The sequence below is a fragment of the Microvirga antarctica genome (assembly GCF_017921815.1).
Taxonomy (GTDB): Bacteria; Pseudomonadota; Alphaproteobacteria; order Rhizobiales; family Beijerinckiaceae; genus Microvirga; species Microvirga antarctica.
Window position 1 is genome coordinate 106,513 of record NZ_JAGEMM010000008.1, and the last position, 12,815, is coordinate 119,327.

Below are 12,815 nucleotides of genomic sequence, written 5' to 3' on the forward strand. Positions count from 1 at the left end.
GCTCGGTAGCGCCGTTTGACGGCAGCCGGATCGTTCAGGCTCTCGCCCGCCGGTCATCAAGCACGATCCCCGCGGCGAGCGCGCCTGCCTCGTGGCTCTCCGGCCGCGCCGTCTCGGCCAAAGCCGCTGCCTCCCAGTCCCGCATTCCCGGAAGCGCGAGAAGGCGGGAAACATAGGCGCGGGATGGCGCATCGAGGGGCAGGTCGTAGGTCTGGACGCGGAAGGCGACGGGGGCGAAGAAGGCATCCACCGCACTGAACTGCTCCCCTGCGAGGAACGGTCCGCCAAAAAGCCCGAGCCCTTCCCCCCACAATTCCTGGATGCGGGCAACGTCCTGCACCAGCGCGGGGGGAGACTCATGAAGCTGGACCCGGAGGCCGCAATTGGTCGGGCAGCGAGACCGCAGGCTCGCGAACCCCGCATGCATCTCTGCCGCCGCGCACCGGGCCCAGGCACGGGCGGCCGGATCCTCGGGCCAAACACCGGGATAGCGTTCGGCCAGATATTCCGTGATCCCGAGGCTTTCCCAGATCACCCGTCCGTCATCGTGCAGCGCCGGCACCTGGCCGGTGGGCGAGAACGACCGAAAGATGTCGTAACTCGCACCCTCGTCGAACGGCACGAGGCGTTCCTTGAACGGGATGGCGCATTCGCGCATCAGCAGCCACGGCCGCAACGACCAGGACGAGTAGTTCTTGTTGCCGATGAAAAGCTCGATCATGGCGAGGCCCTAAAAATGCAGCGCCGGGATCTCATAGGCGAAACGGAGCCGCTGGGAAACAGCCAAGCCTTAGCGCAACGTCGTCGGTTTCACCCACCAGCCGGGTCGCTGGGAGCCGATGCGGGCTGCAGCCGCGGCCGCCGAGGCGGCATCGTCGAACAGGCCGAACACCGTCGCGCCGGAACCCGACATGCGGGCAAGGCGGCATCCTGGCGTTTGCCCCAACAGGTCAAGGCTTTCACGAATGATCGGCTGCAGGCGGCAGGCCGGGGCCTCGAGATCGTTGCGCATGCCCTGCAGGACCGCCAGGAGATCATCGGCGGACGCCGCCGTCAGCGGCGCAATGGCGGGCGGTGCGGGGCTGCTCACCGACAGTCCGAGCGCGCGAAACATCTCCGGCGTGGACACGGGGACACGCGGATTGACCAGCACGGCGGACAAACGCGGAAGCCGCAGGGCCGGTCCGAGAACCTCTCCCGTCCCGCCCATGAAACGGGCGCGCGCCTCCAGACAGACCGGCACATCGGCCCCGGTGAGACGGGCAGCTTCGCGCAAAACCGGATGCGACAGGGGCAGATTGTTGTGGCGCGCCAGCAGCCGCAACGCGGCAGCTGCATCGGACGACCCGCCGCCGATCCCCGCGGCCACCGGAAGCCGCTTGATGAGGTGAAACGCTCCCCCCTTGAGACCGCCGACCAATTCGCCGAGCTGTCGCGCAGCCTTGATGACAAGATTGTCAGCGTGACCGCCAGCCTGCGAGGCCGTGGGACCGGTGACCTCGAGGACCAGTTCAGGGCCGGGCATCAGGCTCAGCGTATCGCCGGTGGTTGCGAAGACCACGAGGCTGTCGAGTTCGTGATAGCCATCGGGCCTGCGCCCGAGCACATGAAGGCTCAGGTTGATTTTGGCAGGGGCACGGGTGACGAGAGGGCGCGACATCGCCGTTCCATGCATGACAGGGGAGCCGATGGGAAGAGGAAGCGTCCTGCGGGGCGAGATCCGGCGCCAGCCGCCCATCCCCCCTCCCCGACGGGGAGAGGCATGAGCGAGCTGAGGCAGGGACGAGGCATCCCGATCAGGTCGGAGGCGTCTGTTTCTCGCCTTCGGCCTCAGGCTTGACGTCAGCAGGCTTGGGTTCAGCCGGCTTGACGTCGGCAGGCTTGAAATCGACCGGCTTGGCGTCCGCCGGCTTCAAATCGGGCATGCCGTTGTCGATCTTCTTCAGGATCTTGATCAGATCCTCCTGTTCGGGATTCGAATCCTTGGCGTGATTCCACTGGAACTTCGCCTCGTTCGTCCGCCCGACCCGCCAATAGGCGTCGCCCAGGTGATCGTTGATGACTGGATCGCCGGCCTTCAGCTCGACCGCCTTTTCCAGCTCGCGGACCGCGTCGTCATAGCGGCCCATGCGGAAATAGGCCCAGCCGAGCGAATCGATGATCATGCCGTCGCGGGGCGCGAGTTCCACCGCCCGTGTCAGCATCTTGAAGGCGTCATCGATGTTCAGGTTCTGGTCGACCCAGGAATACGCGAGATAATTCAGCACCTGCGCCTTCCCTTGCGGGAGATTGTCTGGAACCAGTTCCATCGCTTTCTTCAGGTCGGCTTCGCCCTTCTCCCATTGCTTGGCGCGCTCATAGGAGGTGCCGCGATAGAAGAAGAGCAGCCACTGGCTGCGATCAGGCGTCCCGATCAATTCGATCGCCTTGCTGTAGGTCTCGGCGGCCTCGGTGAATTGCTTGCGCGAGCGCTGCACGTTGCCCAGCGCGACCACCACCTCCACGTCCTGCGGCCGCTCTTTCATGAGGCGGCTGAGATGGCCCTCGGCCTCCGCGCCGCGACCGAGCATCTCGAGATTCTGCCCCATGGTGATATCGGCGCTTGCGCGGACCGGCGAATCCTTGGGAACGCGGGCAAAGACCTCGTTCGCCCGGTCATATTGCTTCAGGCGCTCGTAGACGTCGCCCAGAGTGACCAGCGCCAGCCCATGATTGGGATCGAGATCGAGACCCAGCCGGAGATAGATAATCGCCGTGAGTTCGTCGCCCTGGGTGTTACCCACCACGCCGAGCCCATACAGGAGCTCCGCCGCACCTTCCTGTGCGGTGGTCACCAGCGGCGCCAGAGGCTTTCCGGCCTTGAGGGTCTCGATAGCGGAGCGCACGACCGGGTGACGGGGAAGGGCCTGATCGAAGGTCGTGTAGATCGCCAGAGCCTCGTCGCGCCGTCCGCGCTTGGCGAGGAACCGGCCGTAGGCATCCACGACCTGAAGCGTGTTCCGCTCCCCCTCATAGGCCGCCTTGAAACGCTTCTCGGCCTCCACCGGATTGCCCACAACGTCGGCGATGAGGGCCGCGTGGTATTCGCGAAACTGGTTGAAAGCGCGCTCGTTCTTGAGGCGGTCAACGGCGGCGAGCGCGCGCTTGCCGTCCTTGGAGCCCGCATAGGCCCAAGCGGTCAGCAGGGTCGCGGTGAGGTCGGCCTGGCGGCCGCGCCCGTTTCCGTTGATCTTGGCCCGGGCTTCCGCGTAACGCTTGTCGCGAATGTCGCGCACGCCCAGCGCGAACTGGGCGAGGTTGTTGGACGGATCGCGGGTCGCCAGCCGTTCGGCCGCCCGGTAGGCCTCGTTCATGGAGCCATTGCCGAGGAACGCCACGAAACCGCGCTCGAGCAGTTCCTGGTTGCGCGGATCGTCCTGGATCGCCTCGCGGAAGAACACCGTGGCGGCCGCCGTGTCGCGGGCCGCACCCGCCACATAGGCGGAGAGGAAATTGCCCTCGAGGCTCGCCGCGGGCCGGACGGTTTCGGATGGATCGGTGCTGGCTGCGAAAGCCGGAGCGGCGACAAGGCCGGCCAATGAGAGCGCAACGACGGACAGGCCTTTGCGGGCCGAAGGCAGATTGAAAGTTGGCACTAAACGCGGCTCCACTGATCGCAGCATCCCGGCAGGAGGGGATGTGCGCCAAATCAGGCCGGAGAATGGCGTTTCCCGGCCAAGGGGGCAAGGGGCACAGCCCTGCCGGTCAAGGTCTCGTGATGGGCGGCGCCGGGCCACGGCCGGAAAGCGCCATCGGAACACCCTTTCGGAGGCCGAAAGGGTGTTTTGACGATTACATATTGACGTAATTGGGCCCGCCGCCGCCTTCCGGGGTCACCCAGTTGATGTTCTGGTTCGGGTCCTTGATGTCGCAGGTCTTGCAGTGGACGCAGTTCTGCGCGTTGATCACGAAGCGGGGATCACTCCCCTCCTCGACCCATTCATAGACAGCCGCCGGGCAATAATACTGCGACGGACCGCCATAGACGTCGTGTTCCGACCGCTTCTGCAGCGCCATATCGGCGACCTTGAGGTGAATCGGCTGATCCTCCTCGTGATTCGTGTTGGACAGGAACACCGAGGACAGCTTGTCGAAGGTCAGCACCCCGTCGGGGCGCGGATACTTGATCTTCTCCACCTCGGCCACCGGCTTCAAGGTCTCGAAATCGGCCTTGCCATGCGTCATCGTGCCGAAGGGCGACCAGCCAAAGAGCTGGTTGAGCCACATGTCGAGCCCGCCGAGACCGACACCGATTACAGTGCCGAATCGCGACCAGAGCGGCTTGACGTTGCGGACGCGTTTCAGATCCTGCCCGATGGGCGAGGCGCGCCAGGCGGCCTCATAATCGGCAATCTCGTCATGCTGGCGACCCGCCGTGATGGCGGCAAACACATGATCGGCGCACAGCATGCCCGACAGGACGGCGTTGTGGCTCCCCTTGATGCGGGGCACGTTCACGAAACCGGCCGAATCGCCAACCAGGCAACCGCCCGGGAAGGTGAGCTTGGGCACCGATTGCCAGCCGCCCTCGACGATGGCCCGGCCGCCGTAGCCGATGCGCTTGGCGCCCTCGAAGACGTCGCGGATCATCGGATGGGTCTTGAACCGCTGCAATTCCTCGAACGGCGACAGGGTCGGGTTGGAATAGTTGAGGTGGACCACAAACCCGACCGACACGAGATTGTCGTCGAAATGATAGAGCCACGAGCCGCCGCCGGTATCGTTTGACAACGGCCAGCCCATGGAATGGCGCACCAGTCCCGGCTGGTGCTTGGACGGATCGACCTGCCAGATTTCCTTGACGCCGAGACCGTATTTCTGGTGATCGCGGCCCTCGTCGAGCGAGAAGCGCTTCACCAGGCGCTTGGTCAGGCTGCCCCGCGCGCCTTCCGCGAACACCGTGTACTTGGCCCGCAATTCCATGCCGCGCGTAAAGCCCGCATGGGGCTCCCCGTCCCGGCCGATGCCCATGTCGCCGGTCGCGATGCCGACGATGCGGCCGTCTTCCTCGAGAACTTCAGAGGCCGGAAAGCCCGGATAGATCTCGACGCCGAGCTCTTCCGCCTTGCGGCCGAGATAGCGCGCCACATTACCGAGCGAGCCGATGAAGTTGCCGTGATTGTTCATGAGCTTGGGCATGAACAGGTTCGGCAGGCGGATGCCGGCCGCGGGTCCGAGATAGAGGAACTGGTCCTCGGTCACCTGCGTGGTCAGGGGACGGTCGCTGTCCTCACGCCAACCGGGCAACAGAGCGTCAAGGCCGGTGGGATCGACGACCGCGCCGGACAGGATGTGAGCGCCGACCTCCGAACCCTTCTCGACCACGACCACGGAGAGCTCCGCGCCCTTTTCGGCCGCGACCTGCTTCAGGCGGATCGCCGTCGCGAGACCGGCTGGACCGGCGCCGACGACGACGACGTCGAATTCCATCGATTCACGGGCGGGCACATCCATCGTTGAACTCCTGGCGGGCGAACGCGGTTGACCGCGCGATTTGTTTACATATGAACAAGTTACGGCCTGTTCTCAACCTTCCGCACCGGAAAGATTTGAACTGTTCCATTTGACGCAAACCGGCACGGACGCAAGGCTTGCCTGTGAAATAATGCCGAGTTGTCCACGCCGCGCGACCGGCCTACATAGCTTTCATGGACAGCACCCTCGACCGCGACGCGCTGCACGCGATCCTCGATTTTCATGTCGAGGCCGGGGTCGATCTTGCGCTCGACGAGACGCCGCACAACCGGTTCGCTGAGACGCCTCCGCCGCGGGTGCCCGCCGCTGAGACCAACCTTCCACCAGCCTTGAACCGGCCAGTGGAGAAAGCTGCCCCCCCTGCGACGTCATCTCCAAGGCCCCTGCCCGGCAACCCAGCCCTGGCACCCGAAGAGGCAGTCCTTCTCGCCCGAGAGCAGGCCGCGTCTGCGCCAACGCTCGAGGCACTGGAAGACATCTTCGGACGCTTCGACGGCTGCGCCCTCAAGTTCAGCGCGAAGAACCTCGCCTTTGCGGACGGCAACCCGGCCGGACGGGTGATGCTGGTGGGAGAGGCGCCTGGCGCCGACGAGGACAGGATCGGCAAGCCTTTCATGGGGCGGGCGGGCCAGCTCCTCGACAAGATGCTGGCCGCCATCGGGCTTGGACGCGACGATGTCTATATCGCCAATGTCGTGCCTTGGCGGCCGCCTGGTAACCGCACTCCGACGCCACAGGAAATCGCGATCTGCATGCCGTTCATCACCCGGCAGATTGCACTGGCGGCTCCCGAGTTTCTGGTCTGCCTCGGTGGCCCCTCGGCCCAGAACCTGCTCAACCTGAAGGACGGCATCCTGCGCACGCGCGGACGCTGGTCGACCTATACGGCGGAAGATGGCCGGGCGATCCGGGCGCTGCCGACCCTGCATCCGGCCTATCTCCTGCGTCAGCCGCTCCAGAAGCGGCTCGGCTGGCGCGATTTTCAATCCCTGAGACGGGCCCTCGACGGGCGCGACTGACGTCCTCTTTCAATCGCGAGGGAACCCGCGTTACGCTCCAGCTTTAAGTGTGCAGCGGAACGTCGCATTTTTGAGGAAGAGTTTGAGCCATGCGCTGGGATGATTTTCGGACGTCGTCGAATGTCGAGGATCGGCGTGGGATGCGGATGCCCGGCGGCGGGGCGGGCGGCCTCGGGATCGGCACCATCATCGTCCTCGGCCTGATCGGCTGGGCGTTCGGGATCGATCCGCGCATCCTCATCGGCGGCGCCGAGATGCTGGGCGGCGGTAATTCCGGCTATGAACAGCCCCAACAGCAGCAGGGCCGCCAGGGTGCGCCAACAGATGAGACCGGCCGGTTCGCAGCAGCGATCCTCGGCAATACCGAGGATGTCTGGAAGGACGTGCTGCCGAAACAGGCCAACATCGCCTACAAGCCGCCCAAGCTGGTGCTCTTTTCGGACGGCACCCGCTCCGGCTGCGGCAATGCCCAATCGGCCATGGGGCCGTTCTACTGCCCGCTCGACCAGACGGTCTATATCGACCTGACGTTCTTTGAGGACATGAAGCGCAAATTCGGCGCGAGTGGCGACTTCGCCTACGCGTATGTGCTGGCCCACGAGGTCGGTCACCACGTGGAAAACCAGCTCGGCATCCTGCCCAAGGTTCAGGCCCGGCAGCGAGAGGTGGGACAGGCGGAGGCCAACCAGCTCTCGGTTCGCGTGGAGCTGATGGCCGATTGCCTCGCAGGCGTCTGGGCCCATCATTCCCAGGCCAAGTGGCAGTCTCTCGAGCCCGGCGACATCGAGCAGGCGATCGGCGCGGCCGAGGCCATCGGTGACGACCGCCTCCAGCGCAAGACACAAGGGCAGGTGGTGCCCGATTCCTTCACGCACGGCTCATCGGCCCAGCGCGTGCGCTGGCTGACGACTGGATTGAAGGAAGGCACGGTCCAGGCCTGCGACACGTTCCGCGCCAGCAGGTTGTGAGGCCTTGACGGCGGGGCCGGATGAGACCCTAGTCAAACCGTCACCCCCACCGCGAGAGCCCATGCCCCGTCTCGACCAGACCCGTCCGTTCGTGCCCCTCTCCATCGCCGTGCTCACCGTGTCCGACACGCGCGTCATCGAAGAGGACCGTTCGGGCGCAACGCTCGCCGACCGGCTTCTGGCGGCTGGTCACACGCTCGCCGACCGGGCGATTGTGCCGGACGACGTCGTGGCCATTCGCCAGACGGTCAAGGCGTGGGTAGACAGCGCGACCGTCGACGTGGTGATCACCACGGGCGGCACGGGTTTTACCGGCCGCGATGTGACGCCGGAAGCGCTGGAGCCGATGTTCGACAAGCGCATGGACGGGTTTTCGGCGGTGTTTCACCGCCTGTCCTTCGACACCATCGGTACCTCGACCGTGCAGTCGCGAGCGACCGCCGGGTTGTGCGGCACCACCTTCGTGTTCGTTCTTCCCGGCTCCCCGGGGGCCTGCAAGGATGCCTGGGACGGCATCCTGGCCGACCAGCTCGATTATCGGCATCGCCCGTGCAATTTCGTCGAGATCATGCCGCGGCTGAACGAGCACCTGAAGCGCGGCTGAGCCTGCGCTCACCCCTCAACTGAAGGCCGGGTCGCGCTCGATCGCGGCCGTGAGGCGAACCGGTTGGCCGGATTTTGCCTCGCCGAGGAGGATGCGGCGGTGAATGAGATCGCCGCTGCGGATCGCGCGCGGCGCGAACCTGTCCCTGATCCGGTGGACCATGTCCCTGAAGACCCCATGGCTGCGCTTGAAGCGGGCGCGCCCGGGTCGATCGGCGTTCAAACCGACGAACCGGTCGAGGACGCGGATCCAGCCCTCCTGCGGCAGATCGCCGTCATCGAGGCATAACAGCCAGTCGTGCCGGGCCAGTCGGCCCGCCTCCGCCCAATGCCCTGCCGGCGAGAGCCTCAGGACCGCACCGGCCGCCTCCGCCACCTGCGCGATCCCCTCATCCTCACGATCCGCAAGAATCACCGCATCGGCGATGAGGCCGGCAGTCACGGCCGGAACCAGGGAACTCAAGGTGACTGCCAGGGCTTCAGGTCCATGGGTGACGCGGATGAGAACAGTGATCATGCGCACACCATAACGTTTTTTAGGAACAGTGTCGCCTCGAAGAAGACTTGATTTCGTTCCACTTATGTTCTCTGTTCTTGAAACGTTCTCATTCCTGGATCGGGAGGTCGTCCATGTCCCTTCGCGGCACGCAAAGCACCGGCGCTCTCCCGTCCGCATCGACGGGTCCCCTTTCCCGCCTCGATGCGGCCGATGCGGCGCGCCGGCGGATCGTCGACCCGGCGCACCGAATCGATTCCGAGCGGCGACGGGGACGGGGCGCGGTGACCAATCCGACCGGCCGCTTCGAGCCGGCGCAGCGCGAGACCTTAGAGGACGGCTGGGCGTTCGAGGACGAATTGCCCCCGCTGACCACCGAGGTGATCATCGAGAAGCCGCGCACCATCATTGCGCGCAACGATTCGCCCGATATCGGCTTCGACCGCTCGATCAATCCCTATCGCGGCTGCGAGCATGGCTGCTCCTATTGCTTCGCGCGCCCGACCCATGCGTTTCAGGGCCTGTCCTCGGGTCTCGATTTCGAGACCAAGATCTTTGCCAAGCCCAGCGCGCCCGATCTCCTCGAAAAGGAACTGCGTGCCAAGGGCTACAGCCCCAAGACCATCGCCATGGGCTCGAACACCGATCCCTATCAGCCGCTGGAGCGCCGCCTGCGCATCACCCGGTCGATCCTCGAGGTTCTCAACCGGACCAACCACCCGGTGGGGATCGTCACCAAATCGGCGCTGGTGACGCGGGACATCGACATCCTCAGCCAGATGGCCGACCGGCAGCTCGCCAAGGTGGCGATCTCGATCACCACGCTCGATCCCAAGCTCGCCCGCAAGATGGAGCCGCGGGCGGCCTCGCCCGCCAAGCGGCTGGAGACCGTGCGTCGATTGTCGGAAGCCGGCATTCCGGTCACTGTTCTGGTGGCGCCGATCATCCCGGCCATCAACGACCACGAGATCGAGGCGATCCTGAAAGCGTCCTATGCGGCCGGCGCCCGGGAGGCGGGCTACGTGCTGCTGCGCCTGCCCTACGACCTCAAGGAGCTGATGCGCGACTGGCTGGCCGAGCATTACCCCGACAAGCTCAATCACGTCTTCTCGCTGCTGCAGGAAGCGCGCGGCGGCAAGGATTATGATGCCGGCTGGGGCGTCCGCCAGAGCGGCGTCGGCCCCTTCGCCTGGATGCTCGGACGCCGCTTCGAGACCGCGACCGCAAGGCTCGGCATGAACACGCGCCGGGTCCAGCTGCGGACCGACCTGTTCGTGCCGCCGTCCAAGGACACGGGCCAGTTGTCGCTGTTCTAGAGGATTCTGAAGCAAGATCGATCTTCAACGCGCGCCGAGAAACGTGCTCGGCTTTAGCGCCCACTCGCCGCGTTCAGGACGCTGAGGATGTCGATCCCGACAAATTTGAGAACAAAGACCAGGCAGATCAAAAACACGCTGTAGGAAAAAGCCGCGACCACGCCGCCAGGAATTTGTTGATACCACCGCAGGGATTGTTCGATCTTTCCGGCGATCGCTGATTTCTGGATATCAGGGGTGGCGCTTGTGATGATCTGATCTGCATACGATCCAAGGATCGCTTCAGCCTGCTGGCGATAATCGTTGAGCCGAGAGCCCGTGGTCTCGCCGATGAGGTAGCTGCTGCCCTCGTCGTGATTGGGAACCCGCTTCTTCTGGCTCCTGAAATCCATCATCCACGAGCGTTTTCTCTGTTTGTAGAGCGCATATGAAATGAGCCCGACGAGATCGTCGTCTCGGGTCACCAGTTTTTCGTAGACCGTATTATACGGCGCTTCCGCTGCACTCATTTTCTGCGAACTGCATTCCGCAAAGTCGATTCCGCTGCCCGTAGCGCGTCCTGGTAGACATCATTCCGGATGGTCCGGCTGGTGACGCGTCCCGGGTAGTCGCGACGCGTGACGATGGCGTCCGACTTGCCCGCCAGTTGCCCACTTGCCTCGTCAGGGCGAATCAAGCTTCTTGCTTCAGACCGGTGATTTGACCGCCATTTGAGCCAAGACATGGCTATCTCCGTCAATGCGTTACAAACTTGCAACGGATGCGGTGCGATTGCAAGAACAGCCGGAGATATGCCGAGCCCATGAATCTCAAGCGCGAAAGACATTATCGGAAACTTGGGTACGCGTGCGTTGCCGGCCTCGACGAGGTCGGCCGCGGGCCTTTGGCCGGGCCCGTCGTGTCGGCCGCAGTGGTGCTCGACCTCAAGAATGTGCCGAAGGGCCTTGCCGATTCGAAAGTGCTTAGCGGCGAGAAGCGCGAAGCTCTGTTCGCGGAGATCCTCGCCAGCGCCCATGTGGGAATCGCCTCGATCGCCCATGCGGATGTTGACAGCATCAACATTCGCCAGGCCTCGCTCAGGGCCATGTGCCGGGCGCTCGCCGCGCTGCCGTGCACTCCCGACATGGCGCTGGTGGACGGCAACGATCCGCCCGATCTGCCCTGCCATGTGGAGGCGATCATCAAAGGCGATGCCAAGATCGCCTCGATTGCGGCGGCGTCCATCGTCGCCAAGGTCGTGCGCGACCGCCTGATGGTGCGGCTGGGCGCGATCTATCCGGTCTACGGGTTCGCCACCAATGCCGGTTACGGCACGCGGACCCACCTGTCGGCGCTCGCCAGCGACGGCCCATGCCCGTTCCACCGCATGACGTTTTCGCCTCTGCGCCAAGGGTTACTGGACCTGTAACCAAACTTAACGCGCGTTAACCTCAAAAACTCAATAATATCAATGAGTAGGCAAAGTTTGCCGACCTCACATTTCATGTCTTTTTGGTGGCTTGGAAACTTCGTCTTTACCCTAACGGTCCATGATCCGGATTGTCAGTTGCGTAAACGGTGATCACCCATGGGTACCTCGCGTACCGGGGCCGCCGGCGCCGCCTCCCGGATTGTTGTCTCGCGTACCGGGCGGCTTGCGTCGGCGCCTCGGACGGGGCTCAAAGCCCCTTCGTCCGCCTTGCCGCGTTCTTCGTCGAAAAAAGGTCCCGCCCTTACAAGCGTACCTGATGTCGATGCGGTTCTTCCCCTCAACCAGATCCTCCTCGGGGATTGCATCGCCTCATTGGCGAGCCTTCCGCCGGAGAGCGTGGACGTGGTCTTCGCCGACCCGCCCTACAATCTTCAGCTCGAGCAGGCGCTGACGCGCCCCGACCAGAGCCTCGTCGACGCGGTCGACGATGACTGGGACAAGTTCGCGAGTTTTTCCACCTACGACACCTTCACCCGCGCCTGGTTGCAGGGCGTGCGGCGCGTCATGAAAAAGAACGCGACCCTGTGGGTGATCGGCTCCTACCACAACATCTTCCGGGTCGGCGCGACCCTGCAGGATCTCGATTTCTGGCTGCTCAACGACATCGTCTGGCGCAAGGCCAATCCGATGCCGAATTTCCGCGGCCGTCGCTTCACCAATGCGCACGAGACCATGATCTGGGCCTCGAAAAGCGCCGATGCGAAGAATTACACGTTCCATTACGACGCCATGAAGGCCGCTAATGAGGACGTGCAGATGCGCTCCGACTGGTTCATCCCGCTCTGCACCGGCGACGAACGGCTGAAGGGCGAGGATGGCCGCAAGGTGCATCCGACCCAGAAGCCCGAAGCGCTGCTGGCGCGCGTCCTGCTCTCCTCGTCCAATCCCGGCGATGTGATCCTCGATCCGTTCTTCGGCACCGGGACCACGGGCGCGGTCGCCAAGAAGCTGGGACGCAACTTCATCGGCCTCGAGCGCGATCCGGCCTATGCGGCCGCAGCGCGAGCGCGGATCGACGGGGTGTCGGCGCTGTCCGGCGTCTCGATTGCCGCAGCGCCGGAAAAACGCGGTGAAACCCGTGTGCCATTCCTCGCGCTCGTGGAGGGCGGACATGTGCTGCCCGGCGAAAAGCTGGTCGACGAGCGCCGCCGGTTCGAGGCGATCGTGCGGGCCGACGGCACCCTGACGCTCGGTCCGATCATCGGCTCGATCCACAAGATCGGCGCCCTGACCCAGGGTCTGCCCGCCTGCAACGGCTGGACGTTCTGGCATGTGGAGCGGGGCGACAAACTCGTCTGCATCGACGATTTCCGCGCAACCGTCAGGTCCACGCTCGGCTCGTAGAGCCCTTCCCTGCCGGTGGATCGCCCCCGGCAGGACCTCTCCAGATTTGAAGATCGCCTGTCCTAAACTGACGGGCTGCCGCCC

Annotated in this window: 12 protein-coding genes; 6 read left to right on the forward strand and 6 right to left on the reverse strand. The window is 64.5% G+C overall.

All coding sequences use genetic code 11. The features are described 5' to 3' along the window. Window positions 1–34: 34 nt before the first annotated feature. From J4G32_RS19515 to J4G32_RS19530, 4 genes are all read right to left on the reverse strand, one after another. Window positions 35–721 (reverse strand): glutathione S-transferase family protein, encoded by a 687-nt coding sequence (locus tag J4G32_RS19515; protein ID WP_210497232.1) that lies wholly within the window; start codon window positions 719–721, stop codon window positions 35–37. Window positions 722–790: 69 nt separating this feature from the next. Next, on the reverse strand, window positions 791–1,660 hold the full coding sequence (locus tag J4G32_RS19520) for a 4-(cytidine 5'-diphospho)-2-C-methyl-D-erythritol kinase (RefSeq protein WP_210497233.1): 870 nt from the start codon (window positions 1,658–1,660) through the stop codon (window positions 791–793). A 136-nt stretch (window positions 1,661–1,796) separates the two neighbouring features. After that, window positions 1,797–3,635, reverse strand: a complete 1,839-nt coding sequence (locus tag J4G32_RS19525) for a tetratricopeptide repeat protein (RefSeq protein ID WP_343232691.1) — start codon at window positions 3,633–3,635, stop codon at window positions 1,797–1,799. Between the two features lie 196 nt (window positions 3,636–3,831). Beyond that, window positions 3,832–5,493: an electron transfer flavoprotein-ubiquinone oxidoreductase gene (locus J4G32_RS19530; protein WP_210497235.1), complete on the reverse strand. Its 1,662-nt coding sequence runs from the start codon at window positions 5,491–5,493 to the stop codon at window positions 3,832–3,834. A gap of 194 nt (window positions 5,494–5,687) precedes the next feature. On the opposite strand from J4G32_RS19530, the gene J4G32_RS19535 reads away from it, so the two are divergent. The 3 genes from J4G32_RS19535 (at window position 5,688) to moaB (ending at window position 8,105) form a co-directional block, all read left to right on the forward strand. Further along, the gene (locus tag J4G32_RS19535) at window positions 5,688–6,533 is read left to right on the forward strand and encodes a uracil-DNA glycosylase (RefSeq protein WP_210497236.1); all 846 of its coding nucleotides are present in this window, start codon (window positions 5,688–5,690) and stop codon (window positions 6,531–6,533) included. Window positions 6,534–6,622: 89 nt separating this feature from the next. Further along, window positions 6,623–7,501: a KPN_02809 family neutral zinc metallopeptidase gene (gene ypfJ, locus J4G32_RS19540; RefSeq protein ID WP_210497237.1), complete on the forward strand. Its 879-nt coding sequence runs from the start codon at window positions 6,623–6,625 to the stop codon at window positions 7,499–7,501. 61 nt (window positions 7,502–7,562) lie between these two features. Beyond that, entirely contained in the window at window positions 7,563–8,105 is a 543-nt protein-coding gene (gene moaB, locus J4G32_RS19545) for a molybdenum cofactor biosynthesis protein B (RefSeq protein ID WP_210497238.1), read from the forward strand. Between the two features lie 15 nt (window positions 8,106–8,120). Here moaB and J4G32_RS19550 read toward each other — a convergent pair whose 3' ends face one another. Next, a complete protein-coding gene (locus tag J4G32_RS19550; protein WP_210497239.1) occupies window positions 8,121–8,621 on the reverse strand; it encodes a glycosyltransferase family 2 protein in 501 nt (166 codons plus the stop codon). Between the two features lie 113 nt (window positions 8,622–8,734). Here J4G32_RS19550 and J4G32_RS19555 point away from each other — a divergent pair, with 113 nt between their 5' ends. Beyond that, on the forward strand, window positions 8,735–9,916 hold the full coding sequence (locus J4G32_RS19555) for a PA0069 family radical SAM protein (RefSeq protein ID WP_210497240.1): 1,182 nt from the start codon (window positions 8,735–8,737) through the stop codon (window positions 9,914–9,916). Window positions 9,917–9,969: 53 nt separating this feature from the next. Here J4G32_RS19555 and J4G32_RS19560 read toward each other — a convergent pair whose 3' ends face one another. Further along, entirely contained in the window at window positions 9,970–10,425 is a 456-nt protein-coding gene (locus tag J4G32_RS19560) for a hypothetical protein (RefSeq protein WP_210497241.1), read from the reverse strand. Between the two features lie 293 nt (window positions 10,426–10,718). Between J4G32_RS19560 and J4G32_RS19565 the strand changes: the two genes are divergently transcribed. Next, the gene (locus J4G32_RS19565) at window positions 10,719–11,324 is read left to right on the forward strand and encodes a ribonuclease HII (protein WP_246505340.1); all 606 of its coding nucleotides are present in this window, start codon (window positions 10,719–10,721) and stop codon (window positions 11,322–11,324) included. A gap of 159 nt (window positions 11,325–11,483) precedes the next feature. After that, complete coding sequence (locus J4G32_RS19570) at window positions 11,484–12,731, forward strand: site-specific DNA-methyltransferase (protein ID WP_246505341.1); 1,248 nt, start codon at window positions 11,484–11,486, stop codon at window positions 12,729–12,731. The last annotated feature ends 84 nt before the right edge of the window (window positions 12,732–12,815 follow it).